Here is a 19195-nt window from a genome sequence, read left to right as displayed (position 1 = left end):
GCGCCGAGCGCCCATGGCCGTGAATCCGGAATTTCCGATGAAGGTAACGACAAGGAAAAGGACTGCCTGCAGCCCCACGAACGGCCCGGCGCCCCGGAAAAACAAAAAGGGCCCGAAGGCCCTGGCGAGCAGCCGACCGATGGCCGAAGCCACCGAAGCACCGCTATTTTAGAAAGTCCCCTTCGGCAGGTCGATGCTCTTGCCGTTGAGCTTGACCTGACCGGCTTCCATTTTCACCACGCTGGTCAGGTTGTCCCCCTCCTGTCGCAGGAACCCGGCAGCCTGGGCCATGCCGATCATGGCATCCATGTCTTCGCTCTTCATGTCTTTCTTGCCTGCGGCCTCGGCGATGGGCGCAATCCACGCCTTGGGCAAACGCGCGCTGGCATTCAGCATCGAGCCCTTGATCAACGCGGCCTTCCAGCCCGTCTGCGCAACCTCTTCGGCCGAGGGAGCGCGCTGCACTTCGCCGCCGTATTCGATCTGCCCCTGCTGGCCTTGGTAGGTGGCCATGAGCTTCATCGAGTAAGCCGGAAGGGCTGCCACCAGGCGGGGAGCGCTCTCTTCCAGCAAGGCCAGAATGCGCTCTTCCGTTTGGGAGGCCGCGTTCGCCAGGCCCTGTGTGCGGTAGGCCTCGATCAGTGCCTGCTGAAAGCGCTTGATCGTTTCCAGGTCGATGCGCTGGAACTTTTCTTCGAAGCCCACCGATTCGAAATTCAGCGGGCCCATGCTGCCCTTGCCGTTGAGCGCAGTGGCGATGCTGATCGTGGCGCCATTGCTTTCGATCGTGGACGACCCGGCCACTTCTTTCAGAGAGAACAGCGACGTCGCCGCACCGCCTGCAGCCGGGGTGCTGCTGGCGTCCATCTCCGCGAGCCGCACCGTGCCGGTGCCGGGCCCGAAGAGCCACATGCCTTCGATCACTTCGTTCTCGAACGTGCCGTCCATGCCCTTCATGGCCATGGTGATGCGGGCCGCCGGCTTGGCCTCTTCGTCTTCCTCGTCCGGGGTACCGCCGGGCACTCCGACCATCGCGAATTCGGGCCACTGGAAGCTGCCTTTGACGCGTTTGCGGTCTCCGCTCAGGGTCATGTCGGTGACCATGGCTTGCCAACGCAACGTCATCTCCTCGTTGCCGACTTCACCTGCGGGCAACTGGAAATGGAGGTCGTGCCGGCCCGTCAGGTGGTGCACGGTGGTCAGGGTGGGAGCGGTCACCTTGGCCAAGTCCTTGGTGGCCTGCGCGTCCAGACCCTCCAGCGCAAAGCGCGAATCGACCACGGCGGCCGCCAGGCGGCGGCCCGCCAGCGGGCCATGGTGCACGGTGCTGTTCACGGCCAGGCGCAACGGCGGGGATGGCGGCACATTGGCCTCCACCTGCTCGGCCGTGCGGGGCGGGGTCCACTGCAGCACCAGCTTGGCCTGCGATGAGAAGAAGCCCTTGTGGTATTCCTCGGAAACGATGGCCTCCGGACCCAGGGCCTGGCGCAGATCGACCAGCGCCTCCTCGTAGCTCGACTGGGCCCGTTGGCCCAGATACCAGGTCGCGCCACCATAGGCCACGACAACCAGCGCCAAGGCGGCGCCTGCAATTGTTTTCTTGTTCATTGGGTGTTCCGTCAGCATGCTTCTCCCCCCTGGGCGAAGCCCGCGAGAATACCACCGGCCTTCGCGGCAAGGTCCGCATCCGGCGCACGAACCGTGGTGCATTGGCCGCACGCAGCCGCGTGGCCCTGCTGGCGTCATCGCCACGTCACGGGAGTGCGCTGCAATCAGGCTCCCGCCTGATCTTTGCCCTTTCCATGCTGCTCCTGAGAACCGACAAGGCCCGCCTGGAACTGTCCCCCGGCGTGCGAACACTGAGCCTGCGAGAACGCTCCCTGCTGCTGCTGGCCGATGGCCGGCCGATGAAGGACCTGCAGGCCATGTACAACGGCATCGGCGCCCAGATCGTCGAACAACTGATGCGCCAGGGTTACCTGGCCAGCCCCAGCACAACGCCCGCGCCTTCCACTGCGCCGGCCGCCACGAACGAAGCCCCGGCACCCTCGAACGCCCTGCGTTCGCTGGCCGGCGCCCGCATGTACCTGTTCGACATTTGCGAGCGCATGTTCGCGCGGCGCAATGCCGACCTGGCCCGTAATTTCCATGAAGCGCTGCGCGGTGCGCGCGACCGCGACAGCATGCTGGACGTGAGCGAGGCGCTGCTGGACGAGATCACCTTGCTGGCCGGCCCCGAACGCGCTGCCGCCGTGCGCGAGCGCATGGAGCAGTTGCTGCCGGCGTGAAAACAAAACCGGTGGCGCTTGGCGCCCGGCGCAGCGCCTAAAGCGCAGCCAGCCGCCAGAGCGAGGTGCGCTCGGCCGAACGTGCGGCATGCAACGGATCGGTAGCGTCCGCGGCTTTGGCATGGCGGGGCTGCACCTCGTGCCGATCGACCACCCGCAGGCCTGCGCCGGCCACCCATTCGAGCAGTTGGTCACGCGACCGCAGTCCCAGGTGCTCCGCCAGATCGGACAGGATCAGCCACCCTTCGCCGGCCGGCGCCAGGTGTGCCTTGAGGCCCGACAGAAAGCCGCGCAGCATGCGGCTGTCTTCGTCATACACCGCATGCTCGATGGACGAGCTGGCACGCCCCGGCAGCCAGGGCGGGTTGCACACCACCAGCGGCGCCTGGCCCGCGGGAAAGAGGTCGGTCTGCACCACCTCGACCTGGGCCGACAGGCCCAGCCGATGGACGTTATCGCGGGCGCAGGCCAAAGCGCGGGGGTCCTGGTCGGTGGCCACGACGCGGTGCACCCCGCGCCGGGCCAGCACCGCCGCGAGCACGCCCGTTCCGGTGCCGATGTCGAAGGCCAGCTCCCTGGCCGGCAGCGGCGCCTGGGCCACCAGGTCCACGTACTCCCCGCGCACGGGCGAAAACACGCCGTAATGCGGATGGATGCGGCGCGGTGACTGAGGCGTGCCCAGGGCGGGAATCTCCACGCCCTTCTTGCGCCACTCGTGCGCCCCCACCAGCCCCAGCATTTCGCGCAGCGACACCACGCAGGCGGTGCCGTTGGCCGGGCCCCAGGCCTCGGCGAATGCCTCTCGCCAATCGGGCGCACGGCGCAACGCGATGGTGCGGTCCCCCTCCACGGGCACGAGCAGCATGCCCAGCGTGCGCGCACGCTGCGCCTGGGCCTGCCGGTGCAGATGGAAGGCCTGGGCAGGAATCGTGCTCTCGGCGGCAGGGCCTGCGGCCTGCGCCTTGCGGCCAGCCTTGGCCCCTTTGGCCTTGGGCTTCTTGTCCGCGCGGCGCATGAGCGCCTGCAGCAGGTGCCGCGCGTTCTGGAAATCGCCGCGCCACAACAGGCCCGTGCCCTCGCACGCCAGCCGGTAGGCGGTGTCGGCCGCGAGCGTGTCGTCGGCCAGCACCACGCGCCGGGGCGCCGCAGCGTTGCTCTCGCTGCGCCAGGGCGCTGAGCGCTCCTCGCCGTGCTCGGTCCAGTGGATCATGAAGGGTGTGCGAAAAGGAAAGTCAGGGGAGGCGGCGGATCAGTTCAAGGGGCGCTTGAGGCGCACTTCCTCGATCTTCACGCCGCCGACGACAGCGGTCTTGGCCGTGGACATTTCGCGCTTGAAGCCGGCCAGTTCATGAAAGCGCAGCGCGCGCTCATTGCGCAGCGGCACCCAGGCGGTGACGTTGGTGCAGCCCTCTTCCTGCAGGCCGTCGCGTGCGGCGTCCCAAAGGGCAACGCCCACGCCCTGGCTCCAGTGGGTCGGGGCGGCGTAGATGGCCCAGATTTCGCCGGTGGTGGGACGGGATTTTTCATCGCGCGAACGGTCGAAGCCGACGAAGCCGACGATCTTGTCGCCGTCCACGGCCACCTGGACCTGGGGCTCGCAATACTCGATGGCCTCGCGCCAGTAGGCTTGGCGCTTCTCGACCGAAGACAGGGATTTCAATTGGTCGTCAGGCAACAAGCCACGGTATACCTCGGCTGCGGAGACGGTATGGATCTGTGCAATGGCTTTGGCATCGCGAAGCGTGGCGGGACGGACCTGGATACTGGACATGGAAAAAACGGGACGAAAACAGGGGGATGAAAAAACGAAAGGAGCGGCATTGTCGCCGCAAATGGTTTTTCCACTCCAGCCCCCGGCTGTCCCGGGGCCTGTGCGAGAGCCCCGTGGCGGCTAAAGCCAGCGGCGCAGCAGCCCCATGACGCGGTCGAAACGCGCGCCATACGGCGGGTAGAGCGCCGAGCCCATGGACCAGCGCGATTGCACCAGCACCGACTTCTGGTGGCAAAAGCGCAGAAAGCCGGCCTCGCCGTGGTAGGCGCCCCAGCCGCTGTCGCCGACCCCGCCGAACGGCAGGTTGTCGTGCGTGATGTGCATGAGCGTGTCGTTCACCGTGACGCCGCCGCTCACCGTGCGGCGCAGCACATCGTCGCGCACCGCCTCGTTGCGGCCGAACCAATACAGCGCGAGCGGCCGCGGCCCGGCGTTGATGTGCGCAATGGCGTCGTCCAGCCGCTCGTAGCCCAGCACGGGCAGCACAGGGCCGAAGATCTCTTCCTGCATCACCTGCATGTTCAGGCTGGCGTTGAAGACCAGCACCGGCGGCATCTGCCGCCCCACCCCGTCGCCGATGCCCTGCGCGGGCGGTAGCGGGGAGCCGGGCACGGGTTCGAGCACCTGCACGTCGGCGCCTTGCGTCTGCGCCTGCTGCAGCATGGTACGCAGGCGCGCCAGCTGCCGGGGGTTGATGACGGAGGCGTAGTCGGGGTTGCCCTCGAAGTACGGAAAGAGCCGTGCCACGGCGGCGCGGTAGGCCTCGCCGAACGCGGCTTCGCGCCCGCGCGGCAGCAGCACATAGTCCGGGGCGATGCAGGTCTGGCCCGCGTTCAGCAGCTTGCCGTGCGCGATCTTGAGCGCGGCGTCCTGCAGGTCGCAGTCCGCATCGAGGATGCACGGGGACTTGCCGCCGAGCTCCAGCGTGGTGGGCGTCAGGTGCACGGCGGCGGCCTGCGCCACCTTGCGCCCCACCGCCGTGGAGCCGGTGAACACGAGGTGGTCGAACGGCAGCGAGGCGACCAGCGCCGCCACGGCGGCATCGCCCTGCACCACGCAGAACTCGTCGGGCGAAAAGAACTGCGAGACCAGCGAGGCCAGTTGCGCAGAGGTGTGGGGCGTGAGTTCGCTGGGCTTGAGCATCACCCGGTTGCCTGCCGCGAGAGCGCCGATGGCCGGCGCCAGCGCCAACTGCACGGGATAGTTCCACGGCGCGATCACGCCCACCACGCCGAGCGGCTGCCGCTGCACCCAGGCATGCGCCGGCTGCAGGAACATCGGGGTGAAGACCTTGCGGGGCTTGGCCCAGCGGGCCAGGTGCCGCAACGTGTGCGACAGCTGCGCACGCAGCACGAACAGATCGGCCACCTCGGTCAGGCGCGGCGACCGCATGCCGAAATCGGCCTGCACCGCCGCCGCGAGCACCGGGCCGTGTTCGTCCAGCATCTTGCGCACCCGCAGCAGGCGCTCTCGGCGCACCAGCAGGGGCACGTCGGCATGGTCCCGGCTGGCACGCCGCTGGATTTCGAACTGGTGGCGGATATCGGCAGGGGTCATTGCATGCATCATAGGCAGCGCCCTTGCAACCGCCTGTAAATCCAGGTCTCCAAGTGCCTCATTCGGGAAAATAAGCGGGAAACGCGTGCCAGATGGCCGACGCCCCAAGCCGGACTGGGCGCGGTGCGATCCCGGGCGCAGCCCGGCACCGATGTCCCAGCACCAAGGCAGGCGAGCGGGCCACCAAGGCCGCCCTGCCGCGCCGCCGGATCAGGACACGTCGCGCGCCTGCACGTCGGTCACCTCGCGCGCGCCGGGCAGTTCGCGCGAGCGCACCGCCGGCTCGGCCGGGCCATCCGCCACCGGGCGGCCGCCCGGGGCGGCGGACCAACGCGCCGTGCTGCGGTACACCGTGCTCCAGCCGGTGCGCGGGTCCATGCGCATGGCCCAGGGCGTCACGGGGCGGCCGGTCACCCGCGCCCACAGGGCACGGGCGCCCCAGACCACCGCCAGCAAAGCGGCCACGGCCAGCAGGCTCAGGAAAAAGACCACGCCGACGGCCACCACAGCCAGGCGCACTATCCACCGGATCACCCCGGCTGCAAAATCGTTCAAACCCAATCCTTTCCTGAGAAGGCCCGGCTCAACCCTGCGTCAGGGCCTCGCCGAACCGGAACACGCCCGGATCGAGCACCGGGTCCACATCGACCGGAATCACGCTCTTGGGCGCAAACCGGCCTTCTAGCAGCAGCTTGGACAGCGGATTCTCCAGCCGTTGCTGGATCGCCCGCTTGAGCGGCCGCGCACCGAACACGGGATCGAACCCCACCTTGGCCAGCTCGGCCAGGGCCGTGTCGGACACCTGCAGGTGCAGGTCCATTTTCGCCAAACGCGCTTCGAGCAACTGCAACTGGATGCGTGCAATCGCTTCGATGTTCTTCGCATCCAGCGCGTGGAACACCACCGTTTCGTCGATGCGGTTCAGAAATTCGGGTCGGAAATGGTTCTTGAGTTCCCCCCATACCGCTTCCTTGATGTCGTCCGAGTCCTGGCCCACCATCGCCTGGATGAGGTGCGAGCCGATGTTGCTCGTCATCACGATCACCGTGTTCTTGAAGTCCACAGTGCGGCCCTGGCCATCGGTCAGGCGGCCATCGTCCAGCACCTGCAGCAACACGTTGAACACGTCGGGGTGGGCCTTTTCCACCTCGTCGAGCAGCAGCACGCTGTAGGGCTTGCGGCGCACGGCCTCGGTGAGGTAGCCGCCCTCTTCATAGCCCACGTACCCGGGCGGCGCGCCGATCAGGCGGGCCACCGAGTGCTTTTCCATGAACTCGCTCATGTCGATGCGGATCAGGTGGTCTTCGCTGTCGAACAAAAAGCCCGCCAGCGCCTTGCACAGCTCGGTCTTGCCCACGCCCGTGGGGCCCAGGAACAGGAACGAGCCCGTGGGCCGGTTGGGGTCGGACAGGCCCGAGCGCGAGCGGCGGATGGCATTGGCGACCGCGGCAATGGCCTCGTCCTGGCCCACCACGCGCTCGTGCAGCTTGTCTTCCATCTGCAAGAGCTTGTCCTTCTCGCCCTGCATCATCTTGGCCACGGGGATGCCGGTGGCGCGGCTCACCACCTCCGCGATCTCCTCGGCGCCCACCTGGGTGCGCAGCAGGCGCGGGGCGCTGCCTGCGCCGTCCTTGCCGGCTTCCTTGGCCTGCGCTTCCTTGAGCTGCTTTTCCAGGTCGGGCAGCTTGCCGTACTGCAGCTCGGCCACCTTGTTGAAGTCGCCCTTGCGGGTGAACTCCTCGATCTGGAACTTGAGCTTGTCGATGGCCTCGCGCACGTGCGCGCTGCCCTGGGCCTGGGCCTTTTCGGACTGCCAGATCTCGTCGTAGTCGGCGATTTCCTTTTGCAGCTTGGCGATCTCTTCCTCGATCAGCGCGAAGCGCTTTTGCGAGGATTCGTCCTTCTCGCGGCGCACGGCCTCGCGCTCGATCTGCAGCTGGATCAGCCGCCGGTCGAGCCGGTCCATGACCTCGGGCTTGGAGTCCATCTCGATCTTGATCTTGGACGCGGCCTCGTCGATGAGGTCGATGGCCTTGTCGGGCAGGAAGCGGTCGGTGATGTAGCGGTGCGACAGCTCGGCCGCGGCCACGATGGCCGGGTCGGTGATGTCCACGCCATGGTGCACCTCGTACTTTTCCTGCAGTCCGCGCAGGATGGCGATGGTGGCCTCGACCGTGGGTTCGCCCACGAGAATCTTCTGGAAGCGCCGCTCCAGCGCCGCATCCTTTTCGATGTACTTGCGGTATTCGTCGAGCGTGGTCGCGCCCACGCAGTGCAGCTCGCCGCGTGCCAGCGCCGGCTTGAGCATGTTGCCCGCATCCATGGCGCCCTCGCCCTTGCCGGCGCCGACCATGGTGTGCAGCTCGTCGATGAAGACGATGGTCTGACCCTCGTCCTTGGCCAGCTCGTTCAGCACGCTTTTCAGGCGCTCCTCGAACTCGCCGCGGTACTTGGCGCCGGCCAGCAGGGCCGCCATGTCCAGCGACAGCACGCGCTTGCCCTTGAGCGATTCCGGCACCTCGCCGGCCACGATGCGCTGGGCCAGGCCCTCCACGATGGCGGTCTTGCCCACGCCGGGCTCGCCGATCAGCACGGGGTTGTTCTTGGTGCGGCGCTGCAGCACCTGGATGGCGCGGCGGATCTCGTCGTCGCGCCCGATCACGGGGTCGAGGCGGCCGTGTCGGGCGCGCTCGGTCAGGTCCAGGCAATACTTGGCGAGGGCGCCGCGCTGGCCTTCGGCCTCGGCGCTGTCCACCTTCTGGCCGCCGCGCACGGCGTCGATGGCGGCCTCCAGGCTCTTGCGGGTCAGGCCGTTGTCCTTGGCGATCTGGGCGGCATCGCCCTTGCTGTCCACCAGCGCGAGCAGGAACAGCTCGCTGGCGATGAACTGGTCGCCGCGCTTGATGGCCTCCTTCTCGGTGGCCTGCAGCACGCGGCCCAGTTCGGGGCCGCCCTGCACCTGGTCCTGCCCGTGCACCTGGGGAAGGCGCTTGACCGCGGCCTCGGCCGCGGACAGCAGCCCCGGCACGTTGGCGCCGGCGCGCTGCAGCAGCGCCCGCGGGCCGTCTTCCTGGCGCAGCATGGCGACCAGCATGTGCACGGGTTCGATGTAGGCGTTGTCGTTGCCCAGCGCCAGCGACTGCGCGTCGCTCAGGGCTTCCTGGAACTTGGTGGTGAATTTGTCGAGACGCATGGTTGAAATGTCCTCCGAATTGCAACGCAGTTGGGGGAGGTGGCGGCACATTTCAAGCGCGCGTCCCACAGCAGGCCATGCGCCAGATCAAATTCAGGCGGGCATTTCAAAAAATGCCAAATGCTCACTTATTGATAGCACCATGCCCTAGTGGAATATGCGGTGAAGGCCTTTTTTACTTCAAACCCTGATCCGCATTGGGAAGGGCCGCGATGCCCCAGCGCGCCAGCGCGGCATCGTCGGTCACGCGGGCGTCGACCCAGCGCGCGCCCTGGGGCGTGACCTCCTTCTTCCAGAACGGCGCCTGGGTCTTGAGGTAGTCCATCAGGAACTCGCAGGCCTGAAAGCCCTGGCCCCGGTGGGCCGAGGTCACCGCCACCAGCACGATCTGGTCCTGCGGCTGCAGCAGCCCCACGCGGTGCACCACCCGGGCGCCGAACAGCTCGAAGCGGCGCAGCGCCTCGTCCACCATGGCCTCGATGGACTTCTCGGTCATGCCGGGGTAATGCTCCAGCTCCATCGATGCGACGGCATCGCCGGCATTGTGGTCGCGCACGGTGCCCACGAAGCAGCACACCGCGCCCACCCGCGCATCGCCGGCGCGCAGGGCCGCCAGTTCGGCGGACACGTCGAAGTCGGCCACCTGGACGGCCACGCGGGCCGGGACGGTGGAGAGTGGAGCGGGATTCATGGCCGCAGCGAAAGGGGTCTGGCGCCGGTGCGGCTCATGGCGAGCGGTGCAGGCGCGGGGCGGAGAGCAACCCGCGCTCTTCCTCGATGATCTGGTCGAGCTGGCGCCGCGCGGGGGACACCGGCACGCGCGCCAGCATGGCCTGCAGCCGCACCACGTCGTTCACCGACGGCGCGACCTTCACCTGCGCGATGGCCGCCTGGGTGTTGCCGCCCTGGATGAGGGCGAAGACCTTGCCGGCCCACTCGTCTTTGTCTCTCGAATTGCGTGCCATGCGGCGGTGTCCTTGTGCGTGCGTTCGCAAACCGCGATTGTCACGGAAACCGCCCGGCCGCCGGCGCCGGCCGGGAAAAGAGCGCCTTTGCTAAAGTGGCCGGCTTGCCAGGCGTGCCGCCGCGCCCGCCTCTTGCGCCTCGCACCGCTGCCACTCCCCCTTCGCTCTCCTTTCCGCATGGCCACCCAGACCGTCACCACCGACCGCTACAAGCTCTTCCCGTCACCGCGCAACCAGCACCGCGTGGTGTTCGAGCACGAGGTCTTCCAGCCCCACCCCTACGCGCTGATCGACCTGCCCAGCTACGACCTGCGGGGCCGCTACAGCCTGTTCGCCGCCCACCGCCTGGCGGACGGCAAGATGGGCCAGCTGGCCACGTTCGAGCTGGCCGAGGACGCCGAGCGGTTCGCGCGCCTGTTCACGCCCGACTGAGCCGCATCCGCCATGCACGACGAGAACCAGATCCACGTCCCGCCCTCGTTCCTGGCCGTGTACAGCGACGCCCGCCAGCGCCTGTCCGAGCCGGTCGCCGTGGTGCGCGAGCGCTACGAACTGTGCGAAGACTTGGCCAGCCATCTGGTGGAGCAGGCGCAGACGCTCTACCACGTGCAGGCCCCGTCGGAGGCCGAGATCCTGCTGCGCATCCACGCCGGGCTGGCCACGCCCGGCTCCGGCGTGGCGCCACCCGAGGCGCGCTGGATCACGCTGCGCCTGGCCGAACTGCTGAACTGGCGCTGCCCGGAACTGCCGCCCCCTTCGGACGAGGTTCCGCAGGGCGACGCCCCTGCACCCTAGCCCCGCCACCCAGCGCGAGGGCACCGGCAGCGGCGCGACGAAGGGCCTGTACCGGCGCACCCTGGCTATACTGCCCCCCATGCCTTCGCACACCCCCTCGCCTTCGCGGACCCTCCGGTCCGTGGCGGCGTGCGCAGGCAAAGCCAAAAAACCCCAGCTCATCTGACCGGAGCTGCGGTTCCGTCCGGATGAGCGACGGAACCGCGCGGCAGGCACCCTCTCCCCTTTTTTCTTTTTGAACGCCTGCCGCTTTGCCGGTCGGCGCACGCATCCCTGGACGGCTCCCTCGGTCGTTGCCTGAAAGGATGTTCCCGTGCGTTCACATTCCACCCCTTCCCATGCCACCACCCACCCTGCCACCCCGCGGGCCCGTGGCGATTTCTCCGGCCTCTGGATTCCCCTCGTCACCCCGTTTCGCCACGGCGCCGTGGACCATGACGCCCTGAAGGCCCTCGTGCAGCGGCTGCGCGGCACGGGCATCGCGGGGTTCATGGCCTGCGGCTCCACCGCCGAAGCCGGGGCGCTGGACACGCCGGAGCAGGACGCCGTGCTGGCCACGGTGCTCGCGCACGCGGGCGGCCTGCCGGTGGTGATGGGCGTGTCGGGCTGCCACATGGGCCAGGTGCTGGCACGGGTGCGCAATCTGGCCCCGCAGCCGCTCGCGGGGCTGCTGGTGTCGGCGCCGCATTCCATCCGGCCGTCGCAGGCCGGGCTGCAACAGTGGTTCGGGGCGATCGCCGATGCCAGTGCGGTCCCGCTCGTCGTCTACGACATTCCCTACCGCACCGGCGCCACGCTCGACCTGGCCACCTTGCGCGGCCTGGCGGCGCACCCGAACCTCCGCGCCGTGAAGGATTGCGGCGGCAGCCCGGCGAAGACGCAGGCGCTGATCGCAGACGGCGCGCTGCAGGTGCTGGCGGGCGAGGACGCCCAGGCATTCACCACCGTCGCGCTCGGGGGCGCCGGGGCCATCGCCGCGAGCGCGCACTGGCAGACGGCCGAATGGGTGGCCTGCCTGGACGCCGTCGCGGCCGGAGACCTGGTGCAGGCACGCGGGCTCTGGCAGCGGATCCTTCCGTGGGTGGAGCGTTTCTTCGCCGAGCCCAACCCCGCCCCCATCAAGGCCCTGCTGGCCGCGCAGGGCGAGATGGCGGACGAGCTGCGCGCGCCGATGACGTCGGCCTCACCAGCACTGGTACAGCGGCTGCAAGAGGCCCTGGCGGCCCTGCCGCGCGGCGAGCCGGCCGTCACCGCACCCCAGGGCGCTTAAGAGCCTGCGGGAGACGGGCCTCGGGCCGCCGCCATCAAGGCGGCGGCACCCCTTCGGCCCGTGCCTTCGGGGCTTCGGATTCGCCGGGGCCTTCGGGCGCGGCAGGCGTGCCCTGGTGGAAGCGCATCTGCCACCCGCGCGCAGACCTCTCCCACACCGAGGTGCGCAGCGTCCACCGCTCCAGGGTTCCGTCGTCCGACCGCTGCGCCGATCGGTACGTGAGCAGCGCGGCGAACTCACCGAGACGCCGGACCTCGAAACGGTCCGCGACCACCACGGCATGCTGCGCCTGGACCGGCAGTTGCGACAGCAGGTCCGCCTTGGTATAGACCGCGCCGGAGCGGCCGAACTCGCGGAAGTCGTCGTGCAGCAGTGCGTCCAGCCGGGCCGCGTCCTGGCGCGCGGCCGGCCGGTGCAACTCCACCTCCAGGGCCTGCAGCAACGGCAAAAGGGACGTGTCGGAAGCAGGCATCGAAAAGGGCGCGTCAGACCACGGGCGCGCCGGCCTTCAGCCGCCCGTGACGGGCGGAAAGAACGCCACTTCCGCCCCATCGGCCAGCGCCGCGGATTCGTCGCTCAGCGTCTGGTCGAGCGCCATGCGCACCGCGCGGTCGCGGCCCAGGCTGTGCGCCCAGGGCCCGCCGCGCGCGATCAGCTCGTCGCGCAGCGCGCCCAGCGTGGCCGCCTGCGTCGCCAGGCGCTCGCTGCCCTGCCCCACGGCCTCGCGGATCGCGGCGAAGTAGCGCACGGTGACGGTGCGGCTCATGACTGCAGCTCCGCCCAGGGAATGAAGCGCACGGTATCGCCCCGCGCGATGGTCTGGCCGGCCGGGGTGTCCACCACGCCGTCGCCCCAGGCGACCGAGGTGAGCACGCCCGAGCCCTGGTGGGGAAACAGGTCCAGCCCGCCCGCCGCGTTGCGCCGCACGCGCAGGAACTCGCGGCGCCGGTCCGCGCGCGGCCAGTCGAAGTCGGCCGTGGCCGCCAAGCTCTGCGGGGCGACGGCCTGCACGCCCTGCAGCCGCAGCAGGAACGGGCGCACCAGCAGCGCGAAAGTCATGAAGCTCGATACCGGGTTGCCCGGCAGCCCCATGAAGTGCGCCGCGCCGATGCGGCCATGGGCGAAGGGTTTGCCGGGCTTCATGGCGATCTGCCACAGGTCCAGCCGGCCCAGGGCCTCGACGGCGGGCTTCACGTGGTCTTCCTCGCCCACCGACACGCCGCCGCTGGTCAGGATCAGGTCGTGCTCCAGGCTGGCGCCACGCAGCGCCTCCAGCGTGGCCTCGCGCCGGTCCGGCACGATGCCCAGGTCGGTCACCGCGCAGCCCAGGCGGCGCAGCAGCCCCCGCAGGAAGAACCGGTTGCTGTTGTAGATGGCGCCGGGCGGCATGCGGGCCGGGTCCACCTCGCCGGGCATGACGAGTTCGTCGCCGGTCGAAAACAGCGCCACGCGCGGGCGCCGCGCCACGGTGAGCCGCGCCAGGCCGATGCTCGCGGCCAGCCCCAGCGCGGCCGGCGTGAGCCGCGTGCCCGCGGCCAGCACCTCGGCCCCGAGCGCGATGTCCTCGCCCGCGCGGCGAATCCACTGATCGGCGGCGGGCACGGCATCGATCTGCACGCGGTCGCCCTCCAGCGCCTGGCAGTCTTCCTGCATCACGATCGCATCGGCCCCGGGCGGCACCGGCGCGCCCGTGAAGATGCGCGCCGCCGTGCCGGCGGCCAGCGGCAGGCCCGCGCTGCCGGCCGCGATGCGCTGCGACACGGGCAGCTGCGCCCCGGCAGCGGCCAGGTCGGCCCGGCGCACGGCATAGCCGTCCATGGCGCTGTTGTCATGGGGCGGCACCTGCAGCGGCGAGACGGCCGCCACGGCCAGCACGCGGCCATCGGCATCGAACGTGTCCACCGTGTCGGTGCCGGCCAGGGGCACGGCTTGGGCCAGCAGGTCGGCCAGCGCCTCGTCCAGGGGCTTCATCGGGGGGCGGGCGGCAGCGGGCATTCAGCGGACTCCAGGCGGTGGCGGAACATAGTGAAAGCGCGGGCCCTGGGCGATCAGCCAGTCGGCCAGGGCATCGACCGGGCCGGCCCAGCCATCGAAGACAGGCAGCCTGGTGGGCATGGGCAGGCGGGCGGGGGCATCGGTCACCACGGCGACGACGAACGGGTCCTGCGGATAGCGCACGCTGCGCTCGGTGTCATCGGGCGACGGCGAGCGCCACACCTCCACCTTGGGCAGATCGCACTCCTTGAAGCCCTCCACCAGGGCCCAGTCCACCCGGTCGTCCAGCTCGGCCAGCAGGCCGTGCACGCCGGGCTCGGTGGGCTGGGCGAACTCGCGCATCAGGACCAGCCGCCGGTCCGAAGCCGCCACCACCTCGAACGCCCCGGCCTCGCGGTGGCGCCAGGTGTCCTTGCCGGGATGATCGACGTCGAACCGGTGGTGCGCGTGCTTGACCACCGACACGCGCTGCCCGCGCCGGCCTAAAGCGGGAATGAGCCGCTCGATCAGCGTGGTCTTGCCGCTGCCCGAGAACCCGGCAAAGCCCACCACCTTCATTGCGACCTCCTGGGATTTGCTATTAATTTAATAGCAAAAGGGACAATAAGCACTAGGGCATCGGTCCGATTCGGCACAAAACCCGCCTGGAAGGACTCAGGCGCAGTGGCGGCTGATGTAGGCCTTGACCAGCACCACGTCGGCCGGCATGACCTGCACGCGCTTGGGCAGCGCCTCGATGCCCTCGAACTTGGCCGGCCGCTCGGGCGGTTGGCCCAGCGCCTCGACGATGGTCTCGGCGAACTTGATCGGCAGCGCGGTTTCCAGTACCAGCATCGGCACGCCGGGACGGATGTGCTCGCGCGCCACCTTCACGCCGTCGGCGGTGTGGGTGTCGATCGTCACGCCGAAACGCTGGAACGTGTCGCGGATGGTCGCGATGCGGTCTGCGTGCGTGCTCTTGCCGCTCACGAAGCCGTAGCGCCCCGCCGCCTCGGCAAACGCGGGATCGCCGCTCAGGTCGAACACGCCGTCCCGGGCCAGGGCCTCTCCGAACAGCGCCTGCGTGCGGGCGCCGTCGCGGCCGAGCAGGTCGAACACGAAGCGCTCGAAGTTGCTCGCCTTGCTGATGTCCATGGACGGGCTGGAGGTCTCGTGCGTGTCGGCGCTGCCGCGCACGCGGTACACGCCCGTGCGGAAGAACTCGTCCAGCACATCGTTCTCGTTCGTCGCCACCACCAGCTGGTCGATCGGCAGGCCCATCATGCGCGCCACGTGGCCCGCGCAGACGTTGCCGAAGTTGCCCGACGGCACGGTGAAGCTCACCGTCTGGTCGTTGGTGTCGGTGGCCTGCACGTAGCCGGCGAAGTAGTACACCACCTGCGCCAGCAGGCGCGCCCAGTTGATCGAATTGACCGTGCCGATCTTGTACTGGCGCTTGAAGGCCAGGTCGTTGCTCACGGCCTTGACGATGTCCTGGCAATCGTCGAACACGCCCTCGATGGCGAGGTTGTGGATGTTCTCGTCCTGCAGGCTGAACATCTGCGCCTGCTGGAACGCACTCATGCGGCCGTGCGGGCTGGTCATGAAGACGCGCACGCCCTGCTTGCCCTTCATGGCGTATTCGGCCGCGCTGCCGGTGTCGCCGCTGGTCGCGCCCAGGATGTTGAGCGCCTCGCCGCGGCGCGCCAGTTCGTATTCGAACAGGTTGCCCAGCAGCTGCATCGCCATGTCCTTGAAGGCCAGCGTGGGGCCGTTGGACAGGGCTTCGAGCCACAGGCTGTTTTCCAGGTGGCGCAGCGGCACGATCTCGCCGGTGCCGAACACCTCGGCCGTGTACGTCTTCTCGCACAGGCGCTTGAGGTCCGCCGCGGGAATGTCGTCGATGTAGAGCGACAGGATCTGGAAGGCCAGCTCCGCGTAGCCCTGCTCGTGGTAGGCACGGCGCAGGCGGGTGAGCGCCGCGTCGTCGATCTGCGGGTAGCGCTCGGGCAGGTAGAGGCCGCCATCGGGCGCGAGTCCCTCCAGCAGGATGTCGCAGAAATGCTTGCGGTCGGCGTGGCCGCGGGTCGAGACGTACAGCATCAGTTCAGCTCCTCCTTGCGGATGCGCGTGATAGGGCCCAGCACCGTGGGCAGCGCCTGCATCTGCGCGATGGCGTCGTTCATCGTGCCCTCGCGCGTGTCGTGCGTGAGGATGATGAGGTCGGTCTGCGTGGAACCCTCGCCGCCCACCTCGTCGGCTTCGCGCTGCAGCACCGCGTCGATGCTGATGCCGGCCGTGGCGAGCAGGCCCGTGACCTTGGCCAGCACGCCGGCCTCGTCGGCCACGCGCAGGCGCAGGTAGTAGCTGGTGACGACCTCGCTCATGGGCAGCACGGGCAGCGTGCCCATGGCCTGGTCGAGCGTGTGCGACTGGAAGGCCAGGTGCGGCACGCGGTGCTCGGGGTCGGCCGAGGCCAGGCGGGCGATGTCCACCAGGTCGGCGATCACGGCGCTGGCCGTGGGCTCGCTGCCGGCGCCCTTGCCGTAGTACAGCGTGGTGCCCACGGCATCGCCCTGCACGACCACGGCGTTCATGGCGCCTTCCACGTTGGCGATCAGGCGCTTGGCGGGCACGAGCGTGGGGTGCACGCGCAGCTCCACGCCGTCGGTCTGGCCGGAGGCCGCGCCCGCGCCGGAGCGGCGCTTGGCGATGCCCAGCAGCTTGATGCGGTAGCCCAGTTGCTCGGCATAGCGGATGTCGGCCGCGCCGAGCTTGGTGATGCCTTCCACGTAGGCCTTGTCGAACTGCACCGGGATGCCGAAGGCGATGGCCGACATGATGGTGGCCTTGTGCGCGGCGTCCACGCCTTCGATGTCGAAGGTCGGATCGGCCTCGGCATAGCCCAGTCGCTGCGCCTCTTTCAGCACCACGTCGAAATCCAGGCCCTTGTCGCGCATCTCGGACAGGATGAAATTGGTGGTGCCGTTGATGATGCCGGCGATCCACTGGATGCGGTTGGCGGTGAGCCCCTCGCGCAGCGCCTTGATGATCGGGATGCCCCCGGCCACGGCGGCCTCGAAGGCCACCATCACACCCTTGGCCGACGCGGCCGCGAAGATCTCGGTGCCGTGCACGGCCAGCAGCGCCTTGTTGGCGGTGACCACGTGCTTGCCGGCGGCGATGGCTTCCAGCACCAGGGCCTTGGCGATGCCGTAGCCGCCGATCAGCTCGACCACGATGTCGATGTCGGGGTTGGCGATGACGGCGCGCGCATCGCTCACCACCTGGGCGGTGTCGCCCACGACGGTCCTGGCGCGGGCCGCGTCGAGGTCGGCCACCATGGCGATCTCGATGCCACGGCCGGCGCGGCGGCGGATTTCCTCCTGGTTGCGTTGCAGCACGTTGAAGACGCCGCTGCCGACGGTGCCAATGCCCAGCAGGCCCACTTGGATCGGTTTCATGATCGAATTACCAGTCAAATTGCACTGCAGCGCTAGTTGAATATGCGCTGACAGCTATGAAAATAGGAGTAAAAAATCAGGCGGTGCCATGCTGCTGCCGGTACCGGGCGAGGAAATCCGCCAGGCGGCCGATGGCCACGCGCAGGTCGTCCTCGTGCGGCAGGAACACGATGCGGAAGTGCTGTTGGTCGGGGTAATTGAAGCCCGAGCCCTGCACCAGCATCACGCGCGTGGCGCGCAACACCTCCATGAAGAATTGGCGGTCGTCGGCGATGGGGTACATCGCGGGGTCCAGGCGGGGGAACATGTAGAGCGCCGCCTTGGGTTTCACGCAGCTCACGCCCGGGATCGCCGAGATGAGTTCATAGGCCAGGTCGCGCTGGCGCCGCAGGCGCCCGCCTTCCCGGACCAGGTCGTTGATGCTCTGGTAGCCGCCCAGCGCCGTCTGGATGGCCCACTGGCCGGGCACGTTGGAGCCCAGCTTGATGTTGGCGAGCATGTTGATGCCCTCGATGTAATCGCGGGCCACTTCCTTGTTGCCCGAGATCACCATCCAGCCTGCGCGGTAGCCGCACGAGCGGTAGGCCTTGGAGAGCGAGTTGAAGGTCAGCGTGAGCACGTCGGTGGACAGGCTGGCCAGCGCCGTGTGCGTGACACCGTCGTACAGCACCTTGTCGTACACCTCGTCGGCCAGCAGCACCAGGCCGTGCTCGCGGGCGATCTGCACCAGGGCCTTGAGCAACTCGTCGGAGTACATCGCGCCCGTGGGGTTGTTGGGGTTGATGACCACCAGACCCTTGGTCCGCGGCGTGATCTTGGCGCGGATGTCGTCCAGGTCGGGCATCCAGCCGTTGGCCTCGTCGCACAGGTAGTGCACGGGCTTGCCACCCGACAGGCTGGCGACGGCGGTCCACAGGGGGTAGTCGGGCGCGGGCACCAGCAGTTCGTCACCGTCGTCGAGCAGCGCGTTGGTGGCCATGCCGATCAGGTCGCTCGCGCCGTTGCCCAGGTAGATGTCGTCGAGCGTCACGCCCGCCACGCCCTGCTGCTGGCTGTAGTGCATCACCGCCTTGCGCGCGCCGAAGATGCCCTTGCTGTCCGAATAGCCTGCCGAGTTGGGCAGGTTGCGGATCATGTCCTGCTGGATTTCCTCGGGGGCGTCGAAGCCGAACGGCGCGAGGTTGCCGATGTTCAGCTTGATGATCTTCTGCCCCTCGTCCTCCATCTGCTTGGCCGCGTCCACGATCGGGCCCCGGACATCGTAGAGAACGTTATTGAGCTTCGCGGATTTGTGGATGGTCTTCATGCGCTGGCGAAAAAAGGACGGGAGCCGGACACGGGGGGACTCAGAGACCCGCCAGGAGGCATTGCCTCTGTGGCGAAACCTATGACTTTAGCGCATGTGACAGGGCGTATTTCCAAGCGCCGGCTAGCCTCGGTTCTCGTTCTGATTCGATGTCTGCTAGTGCCTGTACAGCGTTTGTTTTTGCCTCGTTGGCAAGAAACACAATTTCAGATGCAGTTGCTTGATTCTTGCCTTTGGCGATGTTTGATAGGCGGCTTGCGCTGATGCCCATTTCAGCTGCTATTTGCTGCTGTTCCTTACCGCTTCGGATTTTTGCTACCGCTATTAACTCTGCGATCTTCATAGCTATCTCCAATTGATAATTTAGCGATTGCTTGATAAAATTACAATTAGCGAACAATCGTTAATTTATCAAGTGCTTGCACTTTATCACCATGGAGCTACCCATGAATGCCCTGCAATTGAATTTCCCGGAATTGGTCGTCTGTGATGCGGCGAACGATTGCCACCCTCTGGTCTGTGCGGATGCATCCGCAGCCCTGGTAGCTCAGGTTGGCCGCGAGGGTGGCACCCAATGTTCCACCGGGAACGAAAAGCGCAAGGGACGCCCAG

The 19195-nt window shown here is 68.2% G+C and carries 20 protein-coding genes; 4 read left to right on the top strand and 16 right to left on the bottom strand.

Annotated features, from left to right (window positions below):
- Positions 1–168 precede the first annotated feature (168 nt).
- Positions 169–1608, bottom strand: a complete 1440-nt coding sequence (locus AVKW3434_RS11640) for a YdgA family protein (protein WP_284405974.1) — start codon at positions 1606–1608, stop codon at positions 169–171.
- A gap of 194 nt (positions 1609–1802) precedes the next feature.
- On the opposite strand from AVKW3434_RS11640, the gene AVKW3434_RS11635 reads away from it, so the two are divergent.
- Positions 1803–2288 carry a hypothetical protein gene (locus AVKW3434_RS11635; protein WP_284395708.1) on the top strand — a complete coding sequence of 162 codons (486 nt, stop codon included), beginning with the start codon at positions 1803–1805 and terminating at the stop codon, positions 2286–2288.
- 37 nt (positions 2289–2325) lie between these two features.
- Here the strand turns inward: AVKW3434_RS11635 and AVKW3434_RS11630 are convergent, their stop codons facing one another.
- The 7 genes from AVKW3434_RS11630 to AVKW3434_RS11600 form a co-directional block, all read right to left on the bottom strand.
- Positions 2326–3498, bottom strand: coding sequence for a methyltransferase (locus tag AVKW3434_RS11630; RefSeq protein ID WP_284405973.1), 1173 nt, complete (start codon positions 3496–3498; stop codon positions 2326–2328).
- Between the two features lie 39 nt (positions 3499–3537).
- The gene (locus AVKW3434_RS11625) at positions 3538–4059 is read right to left on the bottom strand and encodes a GNAT family N-acetyltransferase (RefSeq protein ID WP_092744242.1); all 522 of its coding nucleotides are present in this window, start codon (positions 4057–4059) and stop codon (positions 3538–3540) included.
- A 120-nt stretch (positions 4060–4179) separates the two neighbouring features.
- Positions 4180–5616, bottom strand: coding sequence for a coniferyl aldehyde dehydrogenase (locus AVKW3434_RS11620; protein WP_284405972.1), 1437 nt, complete (start codon positions 5614–5616; stop codon positions 4180–4182).
- 210 nt (positions 5617–5826) lie between these two features.
- Entirely contained in the window at positions 5827–6171 is a 345-nt protein-coding gene (locus tag AVKW3434_RS11615) for a hypothetical protein (RefSeq protein WP_284395719.1), read from the bottom strand.
- 28 nt (positions 6172–6199) lie between these two features.
- Complete coding sequence (gene clpB / locus AVKW3434_RS11610; protein WP_284405971.1) at positions 6200–8809, bottom strand: ATP-dependent chaperone ClpB; 2610 nt, start codon at positions 8807–8809, stop codon at positions 6200–6202.
- 175 nt (positions 8810–8984) lie between these two features.
- Positions 8985–9500 (bottom strand): molybdopterin synthase catalytic subunit MoaE, encoded by a 516-nt coding sequence (gene moaE / locus AVKW3434_RS11605; protein WP_284405970.1) that lies wholly within the window; start codon positions 9498–9500, stop codon positions 8985–8987.
- 34 nt (positions 9501–9534) lie between these two features.
- Positions 9535–9774 carry a hypothetical protein gene (locus tag AVKW3434_RS11600; RefSeq protein WP_284405969.1) on the bottom strand — a complete coding sequence of 80 codons (240 nt, stop codon included), beginning with the start codon at positions 9772–9774 and terminating at the stop codon, positions 9535–9537.
- Between the two features lie 177 nt (positions 9775–9951).
- Between AVKW3434_RS11600 and AVKW3434_RS11595 the strand changes: the two genes are divergently transcribed.
- The 3 genes from AVKW3434_RS11595 to AVKW3434_RS11585 all read left to right on the top strand — a co-directional run bounded on the left by AVKW3434_RS11595 (position 9952) and on the right by AVKW3434_RS11585 (position 11839).
- Complete coding sequence (locus tag AVKW3434_RS11595; protein ID WP_272567945.1) at positions 9952–10206, top strand: hypothetical protein; 255 nt, start codon at positions 9952–9954, stop codon at positions 10204–10206.
- Between the two features lie 12 nt (positions 10207–10218).
- On the top strand, positions 10219–10569 hold the full coding sequence (locus AVKW3434_RS11590) for a hypothetical protein (RefSeq protein ID WP_284405968.1): 351 nt from the start codon (positions 10219–10221) through the stop codon (positions 10567–10569).
- Between the two features lie 313 nt (positions 10570–10882).
- Positions 10883–11839, top strand: coding sequence for a dihydrodipicolinate synthase family protein (locus tag AVKW3434_RS11585; protein WP_284405967.1), 957 nt, complete (start codon positions 10883–10885; stop codon positions 11837–11839).
- A gap of 34 nt (positions 11840–11873) precedes the next feature.
- On the opposite strand, the gene AVKW3434_RS11580 is transcribed toward AVKW3434_RS11585, so the two are convergent.
- The 8 genes from AVKW3434_RS11580 to AVKW3434_RS11545 form a co-directional block, all read right to left on the bottom strand.
- Positions 11874–12311 (bottom strand): nuclear transport factor 2 family protein, encoded by a 438-nt coding sequence (locus tag AVKW3434_RS11580; RefSeq protein WP_284405966.1) that lies wholly within the window; start codon positions 12309–12311, stop codon positions 11874–11876.
- Positions 12312–12347: 36 nt separating this feature from the next.
- Positions 12348–12605 carry a molybdopterin converting factor subunit 1 gene (gene moaD, locus AVKW3434_RS11575; protein ID WP_272567939.1) on the bottom strand — a complete coding sequence of 86 codons (258 nt, stop codon included), beginning with the start codon at positions 12603–12605 and terminating at the stop codon, positions 12348–12350.
- The gene (locus tag AVKW3434_RS11570) at positions 12602–13834 is read right to left on the bottom strand and encodes a molybdopterin molybdotransferase MoeA (RefSeq protein ID WP_284405965.1); all 1233 of its coding nucleotides are present in this window, start codon (positions 13832–13834) and stop codon (positions 12602–12604) included. The genes moaD and AVKW3434_RS11570 overlap by 4 nt, the downstream gene beginning before the upstream one ends.
- On the bottom strand, positions 13835–14392 hold the full coding sequence (gene mobB, locus AVKW3434_RS11565) for a molybdopterin-guanine dinucleotide biosynthesis protein B (protein WP_284405964.1): 558 nt from the start codon (positions 14390–14392) through the stop codon (positions 13835–13837).
- Between the two features lie 96 nt (positions 14393–14488).
- Positions 14489–15916 carry a threonine synthase gene (thrC, locus tag AVKW3434_RS11560; RefSeq protein WP_284405963.1) on the bottom strand — a complete coding sequence of 476 codons (1428 nt, stop codon included), beginning with the start codon at positions 15914–15916 and terminating at the stop codon, positions 14489–14491.
- Positions 15916–17277, bottom strand: a complete 1362-nt coding sequence (locus AVKW3434_RS11555) for a homoserine dehydrogenase (RefSeq protein WP_272567932.1) — start codon at positions 17275–17277, stop codon at positions 15916–15918. The genes thrC and AVKW3434_RS11555 overlap by 1 nt, the downstream gene beginning before the upstream one ends.
- Positions 17278–17353: 76 nt before the next feature.
- A complete protein-coding gene (locus AVKW3434_RS11550) occupies positions 17354–18583 on the bottom strand; it encodes a pyridoxal phosphate-dependent aminotransferase (RefSeq protein ID WP_284405962.1) in 1230 nt (409 codons plus the stop codon).
- Positions 18584–18662: 79 nt separating this feature from the next.
- The gene (locus AVKW3434_RS11545) at positions 18663–18926 is read right to left on the bottom strand and encodes a helix-turn-helix domain-containing protein (RefSeq protein ID WP_284405961.1); all 264 of its coding nucleotides are present in this window, start codon (positions 18924–18926) and stop codon (positions 18663–18665) included.
- Positions 18927–19195: the final 269 nt, after the last annotated feature.

It is taken from the genome of Acidovorax sp. SUPP3434, from assembly GCF_030159015.1.
In the GTDB taxonomy this organism is placed as follows: Bacteria; Pseudomonadota; Gammaproteobacteria; order Burkholderiales; family Burkholderiaceae_C; genus Paracidovorax.
This window is presented reverse-complemented; position numbering and strand designations above follow the sequence as displayed.